This is a genomic window from Geobacillus sp. Sah69 (assembly GCF_001414205.1).
GTDB lineage: Bacteria > Bacillota > Bacilli > Bacillales > Anoxybacillaceae > Geobacillus > Geobacillus stearothermophilus.
Genome location: NZ_LLKS01000040.1, coordinates 1 through 19,547, shown reverse-complemented (window position 1 = coordinate 19,547; position 19,547 = coordinate 1). Strand labels below are relative to the sequence as shown.

The following is a 19,547-nucleotide window of genomic DNA, read 5'->3' as shown; positions in this document are numbered from 1 at the left end:
TMGGGACTCAAGGTCGAATGGATGAAATCACGCCAGCTTCTCCGGTGTCATCTCGTTGTCCAACGATTCTTCCGTTCGCAGGGGGGAGGCCTTAGGCCGCCCGTTGCACCTGGGACAAGACGTCCTGTTTCATTCGCTCCGCGTCAAACGCTTGTTTCTTCGTACAAATCGCAAACAGCACATTCAACAGCTTCCGGCACAAGGCGACGATGGACTGCTTTCCGGTCAGCGGATTGACGGATCGGGTCGTATAATACTCATGCAGCTCGCGAAACGCCTCGTTRTGCCGAATCAGCGGAATCATCGCCCGAAACAGCACCGAGCGCARCCGTTTCCGTCCCCGTTTGGAGATGTGCTTTTGCCCTTTGCGCTGGCCGGAGGAGTTCTCCTTGAGCGTCAGGCCCGCCAACTTCACCAATTGGCGCGGGTCCCGATAATGGGCGAAGCTGCCGATCTCCGCCAGCAGATCGATGATCGTGGCGTCTCCCAACCCGTCGACCGTTTTCAACCATTGGTACTCCATCGTCGTTTGAACCAATGCCTTCAACTCGGCGTCCAGTGCAGCGATCTCCGCCTCCAATTGGCGGTATCGGCGGACGAGCGCGGCGATCTCAAACCGGGCCATCGTCGTCCCTTCCGTCACCCCAATCGAGCCCTTCGCGGCGTCGATCAACGCCTGAATTTTCGCTTTCTGCGGGCATTTCAGCCCTTCGCTTTGCCGGTACACCTCAAGAAGCTCCTCCACCGTCCGGCCGGCCATATCAGCCGGAAGCGGCGTCCACTCCAACACCGAAAGCGCCGTTTTCCCCAAGTCACGAAACACGGTCCAAAACTCTGGAAAATACCGATCCGTCCAGCGGACGATCGCGTTTTTCACCGCCGTCTGTTCCTTGCGGAGCTTCTCTTTGAGCGTGCTYCCCACGCGCAAATCGGCTTCAATCTCGTGCAGCAGCCGGGGAACGAGGAATCGTCCGTCTTTTGCCAGTCTGGCAATGACCAGGGCGTCTTTGGCGTCGTGTTTCGTCGGCAGGTTGTCATCAAGTTCTTTCGACCGGCACACATGCGCCGGGTTGACCATGACCAACGGGATCCCGTGCTCCTCGAGGAAGTAGGCCAGGTTCAACCAGTAGTGCCCGGTCGGCTCCACSGCGACGATCACCTCTGACTTCCCAAACGCTTGCATCGCCTCCTGAATCGCTTTATACAGCTGCTGAAACCCCTCTTTCGACTGGAAGATCGGGAACGACTTGCGAAGCACGCGCCCCCGGTCATCCACGAAGCAGGCGTAGTGGGTTCGTTTCGCGATATCGATGCCCACGACAAGCGTTTGTTCCGTAACTTGATCAATTTTATAGTTTTGTGTACAATTCATCTGAAGTCCTCCTTGGCATGATGGTAGGTATTGTTTGACACCCCTGCATCATACCAAGAGGGCTTTTTTTGATCAAGTCCCCGGAAAAGCTCCTAACGGGAATGCTCCTTTCCCCCGAACGGTGAAACAAATATAATGAAAACGGAACTCCCAATAGAAACAAGTGGGGTGAGGCAAAATTGAACATTTTGCTCATTGAAGATGATGTGACGTTGTTTCAAGAAATCAAAGCACGTTTGGAACAATGGTCGTACGACGTTTGCGGCATCCGCGATTTCGGTCGTGTGATGGAAGAGTTTTCTGCTTGCAAGCCGCACTTGGTGATCATCGACATCCAGCTGCCGAAATTTGACGGGTTCCACTGGTGCCGCCAGATTCGTGCTCATTCGAACGTCCCGATTTTGTTTTTATCATCGCGCGACCACCCGACTGATATGGTCATGTCGATGCAGCTTGGAGCTGATGATTACATCCAAAAGCCGTTTCATTTCGATGTGCTGATCGCCAAAATCCAAGCGCTGCTCCGCCGCGTGTACAACTACAATGCCGGACCCGTTCAGCTGCAAACATGGTGCGGGGCAACGGTCGACTATGAAAAAAGCACAGTCTCAAATGAACACGGAACAGTGGAGCTGACGAAAAACGAGCTGTTGATTTTGAAACATTTATTGGCCAAGAAAAACCAGATCGTTGCTCGGACGGAGCTGATCAAACGGCTATGGGAAGACGAACGGTTTGTCAGCGACAACACGCTGACCGTCAACGTCAACCGCCTGCGGAAAAAACTCGACGAACTCGGTTTGGGCCGCTTCATTGAAACGAAAATTGGGCAAGGCTATATGGCTACGGAAGAAGGGAGCCACTGATGATCAAAGACTATTTGTGGGAACGAAAAAGCTGGATGGCCCTCTTTCTCTTTCTGGAGCTGTTCATCCTGTTTGTCGCTTATCTGGATCCGACGATTCCGCTCTCCTCCATCCTTTACATCGTCTTTTTAACGACTATCATCTTTGTTGTCTTTGTCATCATCCGTTGGAAAAAAGAAACGGCATTTTATCAACGTTTGCAAGAGTGGGAGCGCGGCCTCGATCCCGTCTCTGCCCTGCGGGCGGCAAGCCCACTGGAGAAGATCGTCGAACGCGTCCTCGCCAGCCAAACGGACCAATGGAAACAGGAGCTGAAAGAACACCTCGCCACGTTGGAACAAGAGAAAGATGAACTGTTGTCATGGATTCACGAAATGAAAACACCGCTGACGGCCATGCGGCTCATCATCGAACGGGTCGGGGACGAAAACACGAAAGCGCAACTCTTGTACGAGTGGCTGCGCATTCATCTGCTTCTTGATCAGCAACTTCATCAACGACGGCTTCCACACATGGAAAACGACTTATATATCGAACAAGTCGAGCTTGAGCCGCTTCTCATCAATGAGATTAAACCGCTGCAATCGTGGTGTATGCAAAAAGGCATCGGCTTTGACCTTCAATTGGACGTCCGCTCCGTCCTAAGCGATGCCAAATGGCTTTCTTTTATCATCCGGCAAATCATCACGAATGCGGTGAAATACAGCGAGTCATCTGACATTGTCGTGAAAAGCTTTATGAAAAACGGCCATGCCCGCTTGCAAATTCAAGATTTCGGCTTGGGCATTGATCCAAAGGACTTGCCGCGCATTTTCGAGAAAGGATTCACCTCCACCACCGAACACCAAAATGAAGCGGCGACGGGGATGGGGCTGTATTTGGCGAAAAAAGCCGCCAAACCGCTTCTTCTTGACTTTCATGTCGAATCCACGCCCGGACGCGGAACGACATTTACGATCCTATTTCCACAAGAAAATGACATCATCCGCACGCACCGCATGTGACGATTTTGTCACACGCGGTTTCGTTTTGTTCGGCCAAACGCAGGAAAAAACCAACCCCATTGCTTATGATAGAAACGAAGGAGGGAAAACGAGATGGTCATATTGGAAGCAACCAACATCTACAAAACGTACGGAACGAAAAAGAACCTACAAGAAGTGCTCAAAGGCATCGATCTGCGTGTGGAGAAGGGGGAATTTCTCGCGATCATGGGGCCTTCTGGATCAGGGAAAACGACGCTCCTCAACGTTCTTTCCTCAATCGACCGGGTGAGCGAGGGCGCTATTTTCATCGAAGGAAACAACGTCGTCGCCATGAAAGACCGAGAGCTGGCAGAATTTCGCAAACGCCATGTCGGATTCATCTTTCAAGAGTATCATTTGCTTGACACGCTGACGGTGAAGGAGAACGTCCTTTTGCCTTTATCGATTACGAAAACGCCCAAGCGAGAAGCGGAAAAGAAATTTGCAGAATTGGCGGCTGAACTTGGCATCACTGACATCCAAAACCACTATCCGAGCGAAATTTCTGGTGGGCAAAAACAGCGCGCTGCGGCGGCGCGGGCGTTCATCCATGAACCGAGCATCATTTTTGCCGATGAGCCGACGGGCGCACTCGATTCAAAATCGGCTTCCGATTTATTGCACAAGCTGCAACAACTTAATAAAAAACGGAAGACGACAATCATCATGGTCACCCACGATCCGGTCGCCGCCAGTTTCTCAGGCCGTGTCGTTTTTATCAAAGACGGACAATTGTATACGCAACTGTATAAAGGAACGGAAACGCGGCAGCAATTTTTCCAAGCCATTATGCAAACGCAAGGCGTGCTGGGCGGTGTTCGGCCATGAGCATGAAGCAACTCCTGTTCCGCAACTTGAAACAAAACATCCAACATTATTATTTGTACGTGTTTGCCTTGATGTTTGCTTCCGCCTTGTATTTCGCGTTCGTGACATTGCAGTACGATCCATCGCTTGATGCCATCAAAGGGGGAGTGAAAGGCGCGGCGGCCGTCCGCACAGGCGCGGTGCTTCTTATCGTGATTGTCGCCGTCTTTCTTTTGTACGCCAACGCCCTGTTTATCAAGCGTCGGAGCCATGAGATCGCTCTTTTGCAGTTGATCGGCATGACGAAACGAAACATCTTTTTTATGCTGGCGGCCGAAAACGTCATTCTTTATTACGGCACACTGATCATCGGCATATTGGTGGGATTTGCCGCTTCCAAGCTGTTGATGATGATTTTGTTTAAAATCATCGATATTCCGCTAGCGGCATCTCTCTCCTTTTCTGGACGAGCATTGGTGCAAACGTTGATTGTGTTCAGCGTGATTGATGTTCTCATGATGGGGATGAACCGCTTGTTTCTCAAAAAACAGACGATTTTATCCTTGTTCCGCACTACATCCACAACCGAAGCAAAACACGTATCCGTATGGAACATGGTCGTAGGGATGGTGGGGATCATCCTCATCGGCAGCGGCTATGGTATATCGACGAAATTGTTTAGCAGCGACTGGAAGAGCGTTCAAGGGTTATTCATGGCCATGGCGTTCATTTTAGGCGCTGTCATCATCGGCACCTATTTATTTTTCAAAGGAACGATCAGCTTTCTGTTCCACCTATGGCGAAAACAAAAAGGTGGCTATTTGTCGATCAACGACGTGCTATCGGTATCGTCGCTCATGTTTCGCATGAAATCGAACGCGTTGCTGCTTACGATCATCACGACCGTGTCGGCCATCGCGATCGGGTTGATCTCACTAAGCTATATTTCCTATTATTCAGCCGAGCAATCAGCCAAAAACAACGTCGCCGCCGATTTCGCGTTTACGGACAAAAAGGATGCCGCCCGTTTTACGGCGGCGCTGCGATCTCATGATATTCGCTATCGGGAAACGATGATCGATGTCATCGAAGCACCGACTGATATTTCGATGATTTTAGACATCGCTGATCAAAGCCGGCGCCAGTTTCAGCCGTCCGCCGCGCCGCTATCGGTGATCAGCGACACAAGTACAGGCCGCATCGATGTCAAGCCTAATGAAGCACTGCTGACGGGATATCAGGACATGCTCCGTCAATTCTTGCCGTTTAAAGAAACGGGAACGATTCGCTTAGAAGTAAACGGCCGCATGGTCCCGCTTCATTACCTTGGGATGAAAAAAGACTATTACGTCAACTATCATTTCACGTACGGCATGCCGACTGTCATCGTCGACCAAACGATGTTTGATCGTTTGCAAAAAGAAACCGATCCACAAAAGAAAAAGGTGCATATCAGAATTCATCTGACTGACGAAACAAATATTGAACGGGCTGATCAGTTGTTTCAACGCATGGAGTTTTCCTCCATCACCGATTCGCGCCTGATGATGAGCCGCCACCAAAAGCAGACGTTCGGATTGATCTTGTTTGTCGTCACCTTTTTAGGACTCGCCTTTTTGGTCACATCCGGCTGCATTCTTTACTTCAAGCAAATGGGCGCCGGCGAAGAAGAGCGGCCGAATTACACCATTTTGCGCAAACTGGGATTCACCGAAAAAGACTTGCTCGGGGGCATTCGGCGGAAACAGCTGTTCTACTTTGGCATTCCGTTGCTGCTGGGATTGTCCCATAGCTATTTCGCTGTCCGTTCCGGCTGGTTCTTTTTCGGCACCGAACTGTGGACGCCAATGTTGACGGTGATGGCGATTTACACGGTCTGCTATTCGCTGTTTGGCGTGTTGTCCGTTCGTTATTACAAAAAGCTAATTCGCGAGGCGCTTTAAAACGATGCAGCGAGTGAGGGAAGAACCAAAACCGTTCCAACGTTCGCCCACTCGATCAGTGGTCATCCCATTCTGAAGATGCAGTTCCAGTTGACGGAACGAATTTTAGCTTTATCGAACACGAAAAGCCCTTAGAGTAGCGAATGACTCTAAGGGCTTTTTTCTTATTTCAACCATTCCGTATGGAAAATGCCTTCTTTGTCGACGCGTTCGTACGTGTGGGCGCCGAAGTAGTCGCGCTGCGCTTGGATTAAGTTGGCTGGGAGCACCGCGGTGCGGTAGCTGTCGTAATAGGCGAGGGCGCTTGCGAATCCTGGCACTGGAATGCCGCGCATCGCCGCGGTGGCGACGATTTCGCGGAGCGCGTCTTGGTAGCGTTCGACAATGTCTTTGAAATACGGATCCAAGAGCAAGTTCGAAAGCGCTGGATCACGGTCGTACGCCTCTTTAATTTTTTGCAAAAATTGCGCGCGGATGATGCAGCCGCCACGGAAGATCATGGCGATATCACCGTACCGCAAGTTCCAGTTGTATTCCTCAGAAGCCGCCTTCATTTGCGCAAACCCTTGGGCGTATGAGCAAATTTTGCTCATATAAAGCGCGCGGCGCACGGCTTCGATGAAGTGGGCGCGGTCGCCTTCAAACGGCTTCACCGCTGGGCCTGCGAGCACTTTGCTTGCTTTCACGCGCTCGTCTTTCATCGCCGAGAGGAAACGGGCGAACACCGATTCCGTGATGATCGGCAGCGGCACGCCCAAATCGAGGGCGTTTTGGCTCGTCCATTTGCCCGTCCCTTTTTGCCCAGCTTTGTCCAAAATGAGATCAACAAGCGGCTTGCCTGTTTCTTCATCGATTTTCGTGAAAATGTCGGCCGTAATTTCAATCAAGTAGCTGTTCAATTCGCCTTTGTTCCAGTCGGCAAACACTTCGTGCAGCTCTGCAGCATCCATGCCGAGCACATGTTTGAGCAAGAAGTACGCTTCAGCGATCAGCTGCATGTCGCCGTATTCGATGCCGTTATGCACCATTTTGACATAATGCCCCGCGCCGTCCGGACCGATGTACGTCGTGCACGGTTCGCCGTCGACTTTGGCGGCGATGGCTTCAAAAATCGGGCGCACGAGCTCATGCGCTTCTTTTTGGCCCCCTGGCATGATCGACGGGCCTTTCAGCGCCCCTTCCTCGCCGCCCGAGACGCCCGTGCCAATAAAGTGGATGCCAAGTTCGGCGAGCTCTTTGTTGCGGCGCTGCGTATCTTTAAAATACGTATTGCCGCCGTCAATTACAATATCGCCTTTTTCCAAATGCGGTTTCAGCTGTTCGATCGTCGCGTCCGTCGGCGCTCCGGCTTTGACCATCAGCAAAATTTTCCGCGGTTTTTCCAAGGCGTTGACGAATTCTTCGATGCTGTATGTACCGACAATGTTTTTTCCTTTCGCTTCTTGCAAAAACTCGTCCGTTTTTTCGCGCGAACGGTTGTACACCGCCACCGAATAGCCTTTGCTTTCGATGTTGAGCGCCAAGTTTTTCCCCATGACCGCCAGTCCGATGACGCCGATTTGCTGCTTCGCCATTGTCCAACGTCCCTTTCCGTTTTGGTTTGTTCATCAAACAACATACCATACGTTTGCGCTTGCCTGCAAGTTTTTCTAAACCGATTTAGGAACGAGGCGGTACGACGGACTTTGCTTGACCTGTCCATGCGAAAAGGGGCGTAACGCCCCTCATGCTTAGTAGCCTCCATAATGCGGGAAGCCGTATGGTCCAAACGGGTAATGACCATAAGGCACGCCATACGGGAAGTGATGATAGCCGTCATACCCTCCATGCCAATGAGGATGGTGATAACCGTATGGAGGATAGCCGTAGCCGCCAACGTACGGCGGATAAAATCCGCCCATATACGGACCGAACGGTCGAACCATGGAATGCGCCTCCTCTCATGTGTTGAAGTTCATTTCCATGGTTAGGATATGCGCGGAAGAAAAAACGGTATAGGCAAACACCTATACCGTCTCTCCTGCCCGGGCAGCGGCTTGGGCAGCGGCCACCTGCTCGCGAATCGCGTCCGCTTCTTCCAAATGGGCAAACAAGACGCGCGGATCCAGCACCGTGAGCAGCCGCTCCGGCAGCGTCGCGATCCCGACGACATACGGCGTGCGCTCCGCGGATACGAGCTGCAGCGGTTTGATGGCTTCCGGTTCAATATCGACAATTTCCTTTGCTTCGTCAACGATAAACGCCACCGACAACCCGTCGACCGCGGCGACGACAAGACGCGTCTGCTCGGTTTCCTCGATCGCTTTCCCATATAGAAGCTTTCGCATATCGAGCACCGGCACAAGCTCGCCGCGGATGCGCACGACGCCGGCCATATAGTCCGGCATATGCGGAACGGCGGTCGGCGCTGTCATTTTTTCAATCGAGACGACATACGCGATCGAAACGGCGTACTGTTCCCGCTCAACGCGAAAGATGACGTATTTGTCCATTCCCCAGCCCTCTCTTCTTCAACATCTTGCCTTTGCTTTTTTTATCGGCAGCTTTCATCCTACTTTTCAGCGCGAATGTTCTCCGCTCGAGAAAAAGAGCATCCAGCCTCGGGATGCTCACTCGGCATTGGCGACTTCTTCGACAATGGCGATGACCATTTCCGTCAGTTTGACCAACTCTTCAATCGGCATCCGCTCGTTCGTCGTATGGATCTCTTCATAGCCGACAGCGAGGTTGACCGTCGGAATGCCGAAGCCGGCGATGATATTGGCATCGCTGCCGCCGCCGCTTTTCTCCAGCTTGCACGGCCGGCCGATTTTCGCCGCCGCCCGCTTGGCGATCTCGACGACGTGGTCGCCGTCGCTGAACTTGAAGCCTGGGTACATCACTTCGACCTCGACATCGGCGCGGCCGCCCATTTCTGCGGCGACTGTTTCAAACGCTTCTTTCATTTTCGCCACTTGCGCTTCCATTTTTTCCGGAACGAGGGAACGGGCTTCCGCTAAAATATCGACGCGGTCGCAGACGATGTTCGTTTGCGTGCCGCCTTCAAAGCGGCCGATGTTGGCCGTTGTTTCCTCGTCGATGCGGCCGAGCGGCATTTTCGCGATCGCTTTCGCCGCAATCGTAATGGCTGACACCCCTTTTTCCGGCGCCACACCGGCATGAGCGGTTTTGCCATGCACAACGACTTTCAGCTTCGCCTGCGTCGGGGCGGCGACGACGATGTTGCCGACTTTGCCGTCGCTGTCCAAGGCATAGCCGTATTTCGCTTGGATGAGCGACGGATCGAGCGCCTTCGCCCCGACAAGCCCCGACTCTTCTCCGACGGTGATGATAAACTGGATCACGCCGTGCGGGATGTTTTGCTCTTTCAACACCCGAATCGCTTCCAACATCGCCGCCAAGCCCGCTTTATCATCCGCGCCTAAAATCGTCGTCCCGTCGGTGACGACATAGCCGTCTTGAATCGATGGCTTCACGCCTTTGCCCGGCACGACCGTATCCATATGCGACGTGAAATAAATCGGATCCACCCCGTCTTTCGTCGCCGCGAGCGTGCAAATCAAGTTGCCTGCCCCATGCCCCGTTTTCGCGGCCGCATCGTCTTCGATCACATCGAGGCCAAGCGCTTCAAACTTTTGTTTGAGCACTTTCGCAATGTCCCTTTCATGCTTCGTTTCCGAATCGATTTGCACGAGTTCCAAAAATTCGTCGACAAGACGCTGTTCATTGACCATCGCTTTTTTCCTCCTGCTTATGTATTCCACCTTAAGTATACCGAAATGTTCCGCCAAGAGCCAAACCAGACGCCGGAACGATCGGCACGCACAGCGCTGACAGCCACGTTCGCAATGCGCCAGCGCGAGCTCCCGGGTTCGACAGACGAAAAAATCCGTAAGCAATGGGAGACATAGCAGCGGAATGAGCCTGATGGATGCGAATCCGTATGCGAAAATAGAGGCCAAGCAACAAAACGGGGCCCCTTGACCCCGTTTTTACAGCGGAATATTGCCATGCTTTTTCTTCGGCCGCTCCTCGTGCTTATTTCGAAGCATCTCGAGCGCCTGAATGAGCTTGATTCTCGTATCGCGCGGGTCGATGACGTCATCGATCATGCCGTATTTGGCGGCGACATACGGATTGGCGAATTTCTCGCGGTATTCGGCAATTTTTTGCGCCCGCGTTTCTTCCGGATTCGGACTTTTTTCAATTTCGCTCGCGAAAATGATGTTCACCGCCCTTTGCGGCCCCATGACGGCCACTTCGGCGTTCGGCCACGCATAGACGACATCGGCGCCGATCGATTTGCTGTTTAAGGCGACGTACGCGCCGCCGTACGCTTTCCGCAAAATGACCGTAATTTTCGGCACCGTTGCTTCCGAGTAGGCGTACAAAATTTTCGCCCCATGGCGGATGATGCCGCCGTGCTCCTGCTTGACGCCCGGGAAAAAGCCGGTGACGTCCTCAAACGTAACGATCGGGATGTTGAACGAATCGCAAAAACGGATAAAACGCGCCGCCTTGTCGGACGAATCAATGTCAAGCCCGCCGGCCATAAACTTCGGCTGGTTGCACACAAGCCCCACCACTTCGCCTTTGATGCAGGCAAAGCCGATCACGATGTTTTTGGCGAAATCTTTTTGCACTTCCAGAAACGATCCGTCATCGACGACGTGGGCGATGACGTGGCGCACATCGTACGGGCGGACGGCGTCAATCGGCACGACATCGGCCAAATCGGGGCGGTAGTCGTCCCCGTCCGGAATCGGGCCAAACGGCGGCTTTTCGTTATTGTTTGACGGCAAATAGCCTAAGAGCCGCCGCACCTCGGCGAGCGCTTCCTCTTCATTCGCCGCCGCAAAATGAGCGTTGCCGCTGATCGTGTTGTGCACGCGGGCGCCGCCCGAATCGTTCAAGCCGATGACCGGCGCCGCGTTTCGGCGCATCTTGAATCATGCGGATGCCGTGCTCCTTCAGCTCACGGATGCGCTCGGTGATGTCTTCCACCCCAAGCGCCACATGATGAATCCCTTCGCCGCGCTTCTCGATAAATTTCGCCACCGCGCTCTCTGCCGACAGCGGCTCAAGCAGCTCCAGTTTCGCCTCTCCCGCCTGCAAAAACGCCACTTTCACCTGCTCTGACTCGACTTCCTCGATGCCGAGAAACGGCAGGCCGAGCACATCTGTATAAAACGGAAGCGCTTTCTCAATCGAGCGGACGGCGATGCCGATATGGTCGACTTTTTTCACGTGCATCGTCTGCAATCCCTTTGCTGCAAAATGATGAGGCCAACGTTTTATTATTCGCCGTTTCGACAAAAAATCCTGTTTTTTTGTTTTTCTTTGTCTGCGCAACGGTCAAGCCATGGAGCGGTTCGTTTCATCTCTCATCCTGCTTTTTTCCTTGTCCGCTCCGCTGTTTGCCGTTACAATAAACGTAGAACAGCGGACGGAAGGAGGACGGACCGTTGTCGCGCAAAACGCAAAAATTCGTGGTTTACTTGATGCTCATTTGCATGCTGCTGACGACGCTCCTTGCCGGCATCAGCCTATGGTTTTAACCCGGCAAAAAACGCAAGCTCCGAAACAGGAAGCTTGCGTTTCTCATTGGATGGCGCCGTATCGCTTGGCAATGTCGTAAAACGACTCGTTGCTGCGGAGAATGAGCACGCGTGCGCCGATCGGCACTCGCTCGTACAAATGCTCGACATCGCGGTTGTGCATACGCACACAGCCTTGCGAAGCGTAGCCCCCGATCGATGCAGGGTTGTTTGTTCCATGGACGCCATAGATGCGCCCATCCGTCCCGCGCGCATCAAAACCGATCCACCTTGTGCCGAGCGGATTGTTCGGCGCTCCGCCCGGGATGTTCTTTTTCCGATAATACGGGTGTTTCGCCTTTACCGTCACGGTAAACATTCCTTCCGGCGTCAACGCCGCATTCACCCCGGTCGCCACCGGATAGACGGCTTCGATGCGGCCGTCGCGGACGAGCGCGAGCTTATTGATCGCTTTGTTCACAATGACAAGCGGCTTCGCCTCCGCCGCTGTCTGAAAAGGAGCCCCCAATACGGCGGCGATCACGAGACAAATGGCCAACCATACCCGCATATCCGTCCATCCTTTGCTTGAGCGTTTGGCTATAGTGTGCGCCAAAACGGATGGACATATGCCCTGCATCATGCCTTCAGCCGCTGCGGTTTTCGTTCGTTTCCGAGATGGAATTCGCTTTTGATGATTAAATATCGCTCCAATTCGCGCACCAAATGAAACAACGCCGCCCGCTCTTCAAACTGTTCGCGCGTCGTTGGCAGCGGCATCGCCTTAAACTGTTCGCGCATCTCGGCAAGGCGCCGCAAAAACCAATCGGCCGTATTTCCCGGGTGAATGGCGTCGCTTAATTCGTCGATAAAATCGGCGACCATCATCCGCTGCTCGACCGTGTAGACAAGCGATGTCACAAGCGGAAGCATATGCTCGATGACTTCCAACTGCCGCTCGCGCATGCGGAAGTAGCGGACATATTCATCCTCATTCCGCCATAATTGATTGTCGGCGTGGCGCATGGCGAGCTTTTTCGCTTTGTCGAGCGTCTCCGCCGCAAGCGGCAGCTCCTTCCCATCCCAATCAAGCTCATTTGTGCGCAAGTAGTGGACGATTTCTTTTAAAATAATGCGAAACAAATCTTCGACAATGCACTGGTACTCTTTGAGCTGCTTCTCGGCGCTCGGCATATACATGTTCATCAGCAGCGCTACCCCAATGCCAACCGCTACCAGCAAGATCTCATTGGCGACCAATCCCCACGTGATGTCCCCGGCCGCATACAAATGCAAAATAATGACCGAGCTTGTCGCAATGCCTTCATTGATTTTCAAGCGAACCGTCACCGGAATGAACAACAAAAGCAACAGCCCAATCGTCCACGGATGATAGCCGAAGACGGTAAAAAACAACGCCGCAAACCCGATCGCGACAACGCACGCCGCAAAACGAGCCCGGGCGGTCTCAAGCGACCGCTTTTTCGTCACTTGGACGCATAAGATGACGATAATGCCGGCAGAAGCGAAGTTATGAAGACCGATGAGCTGAGCGATGGCAATCGCCAGCGCCACCCCCACCGCCGTTTTCAATGTCCGATAGCCGATTTTCATCGCGAGTCTCCTTTGCCGATGGTTGCCGACTTCATTGTACCGATGACGGCGCTTTCGGTGCAAGGAAAAACGGACAATCCTGGCCTCCGCTCCGAAGCCGATCTGTCCCAACAGGCGCAAAAGGACAAAAAAGGCGGCTGTCCGCTCATGCAGGGCAAGCCGCCTAGGCTCACGATGGAGATTTCTCATAAATCGTCTTCCCGTCGCGCTCGATTTCGCGCCGGATCGCTTCGTTCAGCGCGTCGAAAAAAAGCACGTCACATGAGTAAATGCCGACAATCTCGTCAAGATCCTCTTTGATTTTCCACTTTTGTTTGCCGGTGTAGTCCACGCACAAGTCGATGTCCGAGTTGTAGCGGGCCGTGCCGCGCGCCCGCGAGCCGAACAAAACGACTTTTTGTCTGTAGATGAGCATTTTTCATTACAATAATTTCCATGGTTAGAGAGACAAACAGGGTACCCCTTACGCGATACGGAGCTGTTTTTTGATCACATCAATGGGAATATCTTGCTTTGCAGCGTCATAAATGAACTCGACGACGCTGTGGCCTTTCCGCGACCGAAGAAGCTCCAGCCCGGTGGAGAGGTTTTGGCGGGATTCGGCGATGCTGTACACGCAGGAGAGCAGCACCACCGCCCAATACCGTTTCACCGCCCGAATGTGGCGAACGCGGTATCCATCCAGCTTCAGTTGATCTTTCGCCTGCCGGAAAAAGCACTCGATCGTCCAACGCTGAGCATAGTAACGCAAGATGTCTTCGTCCCCGAGTTCCCGGTCGGTGCTCAAGATGCAATGAAGATGTTCCGGCGCCATCGGCTGATCCGCCTTCCAAGCCAGCAGCACCACCGCGTCATCGAGGCCATGGATGGCCCCCTCATAGCGATACACGCGATAACGCTCCTGCCCCACCGTGACGAGGCGGGTGTCTTTGGACTCGATATAGCGGGCAAACTGCTTGGCTTGGATGGCGATGCCTTTCGGGTAGAGAATCCGGTTCGTCTTGAGCATCGCGATGACATGGAATCCCTGTTTCAGACAGGCTTCGATGAGCTTYTTAGACGGATACCACGAATCCATGAGCACATACACCSGCTGAGCCCGCTTCACCTTGAGCGAGGAAAGCATCTCGATCGCCAGGTCGATCTTGCTTTTTCCCGCTTTCTTGTCATACAGGCGGAACGCAAATGGGAACGCCTGCGTGAAGGTGTGCACCATCAGCCAAACGAGCGAATGCCCCCAGACCGATTGATGATCTTTATGCGAGTAGTGCCAGTCGCACCCTTGAATGGCGTGCACAGCCCGTGACGAAGGCTTTGTTTTTTGGCAAATCGTATCATCAATCGAAACMAAAAGGGGTTGATTCTTCCGTTTGGCCAGTCGTTCGACCTGGGAAAGGATCCACTCTTGAAGCTTCCCAAGCAGCCTTTCCTCGTTCCAAGGGCTTTTCGTGAAAAAGTGACTGAGCGTCGTTCGATGATTCGGATGAAAGCTCCAGTAATGAATATCAGTCAATGTTCCCGAGAATCCCTTGGTGGTCAAGGCATCGACAATATGAATGAGATGCTTGATGACCGGTTTGGAAAGCTGCAGCGTCAACCCCAGCGTGAAGAAAAACTTGTGGATTCCTTGGTGATGTGCTAATCTATTCATGAGACATGAACCTCCTTGTGTGAATGGGTTTTGAGCACATCTATTTTACCCAAGGAGTCCGGTTCATGTCTCCTTTTTTGTTTAGTTGTCAATTTATGTAAGTGAATTTGCTCATCTACAGTTATTTTGTATTTCATTTTACCTGTTTTACTATACCGTTCTATTTCGATTATCATATCTGATTTTGAGTACACGATTCTTATACGATTAGGTTCTTATCGAAGTTGGGTGTATCAAACATTAAATAAATTTGTTCAAAGCCTCAGTATAGCAACGATAGTTTGGGGAGCAGTGAGTGGGCTTTTATTAATTGGCGCTCCTTCTTTTGCTGGTTGGAGCCCGTTTAGTAAGCTTGATGGTTCTCTAAGTGAAACGCAAATATTGCAAAAATTTATAGATACACCCTTTTTAGCATTGTTATTACATCTTTCGTTACTCATTCTAAGTTTGATTTGTATCCACTTTATTCTAGCCATCATTTATGTAAAATCACAAAGAAAAGGTATTGTCATATTCATTGCGGTTTTCATATGGGTATATAGTGGAGTGTCATTTAAACTTCTTCCTAGTCATGCTTATTTATTCAATTTGTGCAATTACCTCATTTTACATTCGGGGGCTGCACAGTTCGGTAATATATGGGGACCGTTCGCAATTGTAATAGGATTGGCGACGTTGATTGTATGGAGTGTAAATCGAATAGATTTAAATACGAAAATATTTAGTAAATTGCGATATAACTGGGGCTATATCATTTTTTTTGCACTGATTGTCATAGCATTATGGTCCGGTATGCGAGAAAAGTTAGGAAAAACCATTTGGGATCAATTTATTTTCATGTTTATAGGCGGTTCAAACCACACATTTAGTTTAAAGTCATTTTTGTCTTATTGGGTTATATATTTTGGTTTTATCTATTTAATACAATTGTATTTACAAAGAGAATTGTCGGAAATTGGTTATTATAAGCTTTTGCGTTATCGCTCTATAAGTAAGTGGTTTTGGGAATGGTATCGCAAAATAATGATATATATTGCATTCTATTTGTTAATATTGGCATTATTTTCTTTGTTGCTCTCTTCTTTGAAACGTTTTTCTTTTGATTTCTATATTTCTGTTGATAACTCTATTACGATATCCGAGGTATTTTATCATTTTTTTGTCAATGGTTATCTACAAGTTCTCTTCTATGTGTTATTTGTGTTTATTATTTCTTGGCTAAGCAAAGAAATTTTTTATAGTCTATTGGCTATTTGTATACTTTCGATCTTTATGTTTCCAGGTCTTAATAATTGGTTAATCATTCCATCTGGATTGAATAGTATTGGCTATATATTAAGCGATCACTCTATTTATCGTATAAGTGTGGTTCTATCTTTATGGAATATTTTAGGAATAATTTTTGTGTTGTATATTTTTCATAAAAAAGACATTGATTTATAAAAAGGGGAGTGAGGAAGTTGCCACATATACAACTGAATCAAGTCAGTAAATCTTTTAAAGGGGTAACGATTTTTGAAAATATGAATTTTGCAGTGGAAAAGGGGAAAATTTATGGAATTATTGGTCCTAACGGTTCTGGCAAGTCAGTATTATTCAAACTAATATGCGGATTTATATTTCCTGATCACGGTAGTGTGATCGTGGATGGGGAAGAGTTGGGTACCAATAAACGGTTTCCGAATAATTTTGGGATTATCATTGATCGGCCTGGATATATAGCGGGAAAGACAGGGTTTGATAATTTAAAAGCATTAGCCCTAATTAGAAACAAAATTAATGATGACAAAATAAAGAAAACGATGAAGATGGTTGGATTAAATCCAGAATCGACACAAAAGGTAAAACCAGGCGTGTTGATTATCCAATAAAATCCAAAGGGTATAGAAAAAAGAGCACCTTTCCTGTAGAATGTGAGTAACGACACAAACAAACCCAGGAGGTGCTCTCTATGAACAAGCATACCACACTCCCGAATTTGATGCAAAAACTTGTTTCGGATGAAGAGATTCAACTGATTGCCGAAGCGGTTGGGTATCGTGATTCGTCTCGAACCTTTACGTTGCGCGAGTTGATTCACTTCTTCCTGCTGGCCGCCATGCATCAATGGAAAAGCTTTCGCCACGGAGCCGATGTGGGGCCTCTGTATGGATTGCCGCGATTCCATTATTCMACAGTATCCAAGAAAGCGAAAGAAGTTCCCTATGACATCATGAAACGCTTGTTGGCGTTGATCATTTCCAAGTGCAACCGCCAAACCCGCCGCTCGCTTCGGTTTCCCAAACCGCTTCGGGTGGTGGATTCGACGACCGTCACGGTCGGGAAAAACCGCCTGCCATGGGCGCCATATCACGGCGAACGCGCCGGAGTGAAGCTGCACGTCGCGTATTCGCCGGAATCCTCGCTGCCGGCAGACGTGGTGGAAACCATCGGACTGCGTCATGATGGCCCGGTGGGAGAACAGTTGACGAACGCTCAACAAGTGCTCGTGGAAGACCGGGCGTATTTCAAAATCGAACGCCTCGATCGATTTGTGGAGCAGCATCAGCTCTTTGTCATTCGAATGAAGGACAACATCGAACTTCATCAGAAAAAAAGCTTGAAACGCCTTTCCAGCACATCYTCATCGGTTCAAGCCGACTTCACGTGCCAGTTGGGGACGAAACAATGCCGATCGACCAAGCGTCACCGGGTGGTGATCTTTCGAGATGCAAATGGCCGCGACATTCGGGTCGTGACGAATCTCTTCCATGCGTCTGCGGAAACCATTGCCGACATGTACCAACAACGTTGGACCGTTGAAGTCTTTTTCCGCTGGGTAAAGCAATATCTGAATGTCCCAACCTTGTTTGGCACGACGGAAAATGCGGTATACAATCAGCTGTTTGGGGCGTTCATTGCGTATGTGTTGCTGCGATGGCTGTATGATCAAACCAAAAAACAGACGAACGTCTCTCTTTCCTTCATTTCGTTCGTTCGCCGTTTTTTCTCTGGGCAGCTTCCTCTCGATTGGAAATCCGGGATGGCCGCTGCTTTGTTTGAGTATGCCCAAATTTATGGAAGGCGTATGTATAATTTTGGATAATCAACACTCGTGAAGCCAAAATATTTCTCTTCCGACAATAAAATGGCTAAAACCATTGAAAGAAGCAATGTTACTGAATAACCAACACACGCCTCTTTTAAGACGCCTAACTCTAGAGCACCTTTAAATATTTGTCCAATGAAATAGAAGAAAAGAAAAATCAATAATACATTAATACTAAAATAAACTAGCAAACTAATCAAATAAGGAAGTAAATGATGGACATTTATCTTCCCAATATTCCCATCGAAGAATAAAAATGAGTAATAAGCACCTGATATCATCAAACAATACATTGAGAAATTAAATAAATGTCTCCATGCAGACATTCGTTGATTACGATACAATTCTATCAAACTAAAAATAAAAAGAACCTGTAACGTAAAGTTCAATCCATATAAAAACAGGGTAGCCAAGTAAACAGCAGAATCCATTGAAAAAGAATTAGCTTTAGGGGGCAAGATAATAGGAAAAAGATTCAACAAAACGACAGAACCAGTCAATATATATACTAAAACCCAATCTTTTAAGGATTGAGAATGGATATCAACCTCTGTAGCAAATATACACATCCCTAAAAGAGAGACAATAACAGTATATAGTTTTTCTTTGTTTTTTAACCGTTCAAAAACCATACAAAATCACTCTCAGCTAAAAAATTTTAAAGAAGGAGTATCGCCCATACCCGTCAAGTTTAGCGGTATAAAATTTTTAAGACGATACTCGTGTTCATCCCCGCAGTGAATGATGGGGATCACATCCATTATTGGGCATACCAAATACCCCTCCAGAAGAGGGGTATTTGGTATTTATATCCATATCTAATTCTACCATATCTCTAATTTCGTTAAGATATCTGATGCCGTTTCTTCCCCTTTCCTTCGACCTTTCTTGGCATGTTTTCGTAACAGGGAAAGGAGAGAGAAAAGGTTGATTTCCGCCATATGCGAACGCAAAAGCAACTGGTGCCAATACGATTGGAGAAGATCGAGCGCTTTCCGTTCACTGATTTCAATGTCTTCCTTTTGATGCCAATACATCCGAGCTTGAAACAGAAACGTCTGGGTGACCAAAATGGCAATCAACGTCCCGTATAAATGGCATTCGAAACGTTCTTTTTTCATCTCCTTGACTTTCTCCAAATCAAATACGGATTTCCAGGCTTTAAACAACAATTCAATTTGCCAGCGCAGGGAATAGAGCTCATAAACCTGTTGACCATCAAACGACTCTTGTGGTAAATTCGTCAGTAAGATGTGGTATTTCTTTTGTTCGAGGGTTTGGCGTGCCAGCGCCTTCCCTTTTCTTTTTTCCTTTTTCCGCACATACGCCATCCGTTTTTGCCATTCTTCCGCCGTCAGACGGCGGAAAACCAACCGTGGAACATACAAGCGTTCATGTCCGATGTACACATGTTCCATTTCCACTGATTCCCCTTCCTCTAATTGATTCCCAAGGGATTCCCAATCCCATTCCTTCCACTGGCCATTCTCCTTGATATACACTTTCATATCGGAACGGAGCCGAGTAATATAATACGCTCCGCGGGCGTCGATCTCGGACAGTGCGGCAACGGAGAAAAAGCCCAAATCCCGAATACCTAGGTCATTCGGTAAAATCGTATGCTGGTCATGAAAGGCCAAACGA

Annotated in this window: 18 protein-coding genes and 3 pseudogenes; 8 read left to right on the top strand and 13 right to left on the bottom strand. The window is 49.6% G+C overall.

Annotated elements, in window-relative coordinates:
- Positions 1-91 precede the first annotated feature (91 nt).
- Positions 92-1,372, bottom strand: a complete 1,281-nt coding sequence (locus tag AP057_RS10655; protein ID WP_055358715.1) for an IS110 family transposase — start codon at positions 1,370-1,372, stop codon at positions 92-94.
- Between the two features lie 179 nt (positions 1,373-1,551).
- Between AP057_RS10655 and AP057_RS10650 the strand changes: the two genes are divergently transcribed.
- The 4 genes from AP057_RS10650 (at position 1,552) to AP057_RS10635 (ending at position 6,013) form a co-directional block, all read left to right on the top strand.
- Positions 1,552-2,238: a response regulator transcription factor gene (locus tag AP057_RS10650; protein WP_015375336.1), complete on the top strand. Its 687-nt coding sequence runs from the start codon at positions 1,552-1,554 to the stop codon at positions 2,236-2,238.
- Positions 2,238-3,242, top strand: a complete 1,005-nt coding sequence (locus AP057_RS10645) for a sensor histidine kinase (protein WP_049624858.1) — start codon at positions 2,238-2,240, stop codon at positions 3,240-3,242. The genes AP057_RS10650 and AP057_RS10645 overlap by 1 nt, the downstream gene beginning before the upstream one ends.
- Positions 3,243-3,335: 93 nt before the next feature.
- Positions 3,336-4,091, top strand: a complete 756-nt coding sequence (locus AP057_RS10640; protein ID WP_015375338.1) for an ABC transporter ATP-binding protein — start codon at positions 3,336-3,338, stop codon at positions 4,089-4,091.
- Positions 4,088-6,013 (top strand): FtsX-like permease family protein, encoded by a 1,926-nt coding sequence (locus tag AP057_RS10635; RefSeq protein ID WP_055358714.1) that lies wholly within the window; start codon positions 4,088-4,090, stop codon positions 6,011-6,013. Before AP057_RS10640 ends, AP057_RS10635 begins: the two co-directional genes overlap by 4 nt.
- A gap of 164 nt (positions 6,014-6,177) precedes the next feature.
- On the opposite strand, the gene gndA is transcribed toward AP057_RS10635, so the two are convergent.
- The 6 genes and pseudogenes from gndA to mce all read right to left on the bottom strand — a co-directional run bounded on the left by gndA (position 6,178) and on the right by mce (position 11,266).
- Positions 6,178-7,587 (bottom strand): NADP-dependent phosphogluconate dehydrogenase, encoded by a 1,410-nt coding sequence (gene gndA / locus AP057_RS10630; protein ID WP_055358713.1) that lies wholly within the window; start codon positions 7,585-7,587, stop codon positions 6,178-6,180.
- Positions 7,588-7,743: 156 nt separating this feature from the next.
- Positions 7,744-7,938: a hypothetical protein gene (locus AP057_RS10625; protein ID WP_011231827.1), complete on the bottom strand. Its 195-nt coding sequence runs from the start codon at positions 7,936-7,938 to the stop codon at positions 7,744-7,746.
- Positions 7,939-8,019: 81 nt separating this feature from the next.
- Entirely contained in the window at positions 8,020-8,505 is a 486-nt protein-coding gene (locus AP057_RS10620; RefSeq protein ID WP_049624856.1) for a chemotaxis protein CheW, read from the bottom strand.
- Between the two features lie 117 nt (positions 8,506-8,622).
- Positions 8,623-9,747, bottom strand: a complete 1,125-nt coding sequence (locus AP057_RS10615; protein ID WP_033016462.1) for a tripeptidase T — start codon at positions 9,745-9,747, stop codon at positions 8,623-8,625.
- Between the two features lie 258 nt (positions 9,748-10,005).
- Positions 10,006-10,932 (bottom strand): annotated as a pseudogene (locus AP057_RS10610) (acyl-CoA carboxylase subunit beta); the annotation flags it as partial.
- Positions 10,856-11,266: a methylmalonyl-CoA epimerase gene (gene mce / locus AP057_RS10605; protein WP_055358712.1), complete on the bottom strand. Its 411-nt coding sequence runs from the start codon at positions 11,264-11,266 to the stop codon at positions 10,856-10,858. The pseudogene AP057_RS10610 and the gene mce, both read right to left, overlap by 77 nt.
- A gap of 212 nt (positions 11,267-11,478) precedes the next feature.
- On the opposite strand from mce, the gene prli42 reads away from it, so the two are divergent.
- Positions 11,479-11,571, top strand: coding sequence for a stressosome-associated protein Prli42 (prli42, locus tag AP057_RS17050; RefSeq protein ID WP_152908485.1), 93 nt, complete (start codon positions 11,479-11,481; stop codon positions 11,569-11,571).
- A gap of 43 nt (positions 11,572-11,614) precedes the next feature.
- Here prli42 and AP057_RS10600 read toward each other — a convergent pair whose 3' ends face one another.
- From AP057_RS10600 to AP057_RS10585, 4 genes are all read right to left on the bottom strand, one after another.
- Positions 11,615-12,121, bottom strand: a complete 507-nt coding sequence (locus AP057_RS10600) for a L,D-transpeptidase (protein ID WP_053532715.1) — start codon at positions 12,119-12,121, stop codon at positions 11,615-11,617.
- A 68-nt stretch (positions 12,122-12,189) separates the two neighbouring features.
- Entirely contained in the window at positions 12,190-13,164 is a 975-nt protein-coding gene (locus AP057_RS10595) for an aromatic acid exporter family protein (RefSeq protein WP_055358711.1), read from the bottom strand.
- Positions 13,165-13,333: 169 nt separating this feature from the next.
- Positions 13,334-13,579, bottom strand: a complete 246-nt coding sequence (locus tag AP057_RS10590; RefSeq protein WP_055358710.1) for a nucleotidyltransferase family protein — start codon at positions 13,577-13,579, stop codon at positions 13,334-13,336.
- Positions 13,580-13,627: 48 nt separating this feature from the next.
- The gene (locus AP057_RS10585) at positions 13,628-14,815 is read right to left on the bottom strand and encodes an IS701 family transposase (protein ID WP_055358709.1); all 1,188 of its coding nucleotides are present in this window, start codon (positions 14,813-14,815) and stop codon (positions 13,628-13,630) included.
- A gap of 120 nt (positions 14,816-14,935) precedes the next feature.
- Here AP057_RS10585 and AP057_RS10580 point away from each other — a divergent pair.
- The 3 genes and pseudogenes from AP057_RS10580 to AP057_RS10570 all read left to right on the top strand — a co-directional run.
- Positions 14,936-16,258, top strand: a pseudogene (locus AP057_RS10580) (permease); the annotation flags it as partial.
- Between the two features lie 17 nt (positions 16,259-16,275).
- A pseudogene (locus AP057_RS10575) lies at positions 16,276-16,662 on the top strand (ATP-binding cassette domain-containing protein); the annotation flags it as partial.
- Between the two features lie 104 nt (positions 16,663-16,766).
- Positions 16,767-17,900, top strand: a complete 1,134-nt coding sequence (locus tag AP057_RS10570) for an IS4-like element IS5377 family transposase (RefSeq protein WP_055358708.1) — start codon at positions 16,767-16,769, stop codon at positions 17,898-17,900.
- Here the strand turns inward: AP057_RS10570 and AP057_RS17530 are convergent.
- Both AP057_RS17530 and AP057_RS10560 read right to left on the bottom strand, forming a co-directional pair.
- Positions 17,870-18,535 carry a hypothetical protein gene (locus tag AP057_RS17530; RefSeq protein ID WP_055358707.1) on the bottom strand — a complete coding sequence of 222 codons (666 nt, stop codon included), beginning with the start codon at positions 18,533-18,535 and terminating at the stop codon, positions 17,870-17,872. The two genes, AP057_RS10570 and AP057_RS17530, sit on opposite strands and share 31 nt — an antisense overlap.
- A gap of 192 nt (positions 18,536-18,727) precedes the next feature.
- On the bottom strand, positions 18,728-19,547 hold an 820-nt coding region (locus AP057_RS10560), incomplete at its 5' end, for an IS4 family transposase (protein WP_152968879.1).

What these genes read in the sequence shown, in the direction of transcription:
- AP057_RS10645 (WP_049624858.1), top strand. Translation starts at nt 2,238, where the DNA reads ATGATCAAAGACTATTTGTGGGAACGAAAAAGCTGGATGGCCCTCTTT.
- AP057_RS10640 (WP_015375338.1), top strand. Translation starts at nt 3,336, where the DNA reads ATGGTCATATTGGAAGCAACCAACATCTACAAAACGTACGGAACGAAA.
- AP057_RS10635 (WP_055358714.1), top strand. Translation starts at nt 4,088, where the DNA reads ATGAGCATGAAGCAACTCCTGTTCCGCAACTTGAAACAAAACATCCAA.
- gndA (WP_055358713.1), bottom strand. Translation starts at nt 7,587, where the DNA reads ATGGCGAAGCAGCAAATCGGCGTCATCGGACTGGCGGTCATGGGGAAA.
- AP057_RS10625 (WP_011231827.1), bottom strand. Translation starts at nt 7,938, where the DNA reads ATGGTTCGACCGTTCGGTCCGTATATGGGCGGATTTTATCCGCCGTAC.
- AP057_RS10620 (WP_049624856.1), bottom strand. Translation starts at nt 8,505, where the DNA reads ATGGACAAATACGTCATCTTTCGCGTTGAGCGGGAACAGTACGCCGTT.
- AP057_RS10615 (WP_033016462.1), bottom strand. Translation starts at nt 9,747, where the DNA reads ATGGTCAATGAACAGCGTCTTGTCGACGAATTTTTGGAACTCGTGCAA.
- mce (WP_055358712.1), bottom strand. Translation starts at nt 11,266, where the DNA reads ATGCACGTGAAAAAAGTCGACCATATCGGCATCGCCGTCCGCTCGATT.
- AP057_RS10600 (WP_053532715.1), bottom strand. Translation starts at nt 12,121, where the DNA reads ATGCGGGTATGGTTGGCCATTTGTCTCGTGATCGCCGCCGTATTGGGG.
- AP057_RS10595 (WP_055358711.1), bottom strand. Translation starts at nt 13,164, where the DNA reads ATGAAAATCGGCTATCGGACATTGAAAACGGCGGTGGGGGTGGCGCTG.
- AP057_RS10590 (WP_055358710.1), bottom strand. Translation starts at nt 13,579, where the DNA reads ATGCTCATCTACAGACAAAAAGTCGTTTTGTTCGGCTCGCGGGCGCGC.
- AP057_RS17530 (WP_055358707.1), bottom strand. Translation starts at nt 18,535, where the DNA reads ATGGTTTTTGAACGGTTAAAAAACAAAGAAAAACTATATACTGTTATT.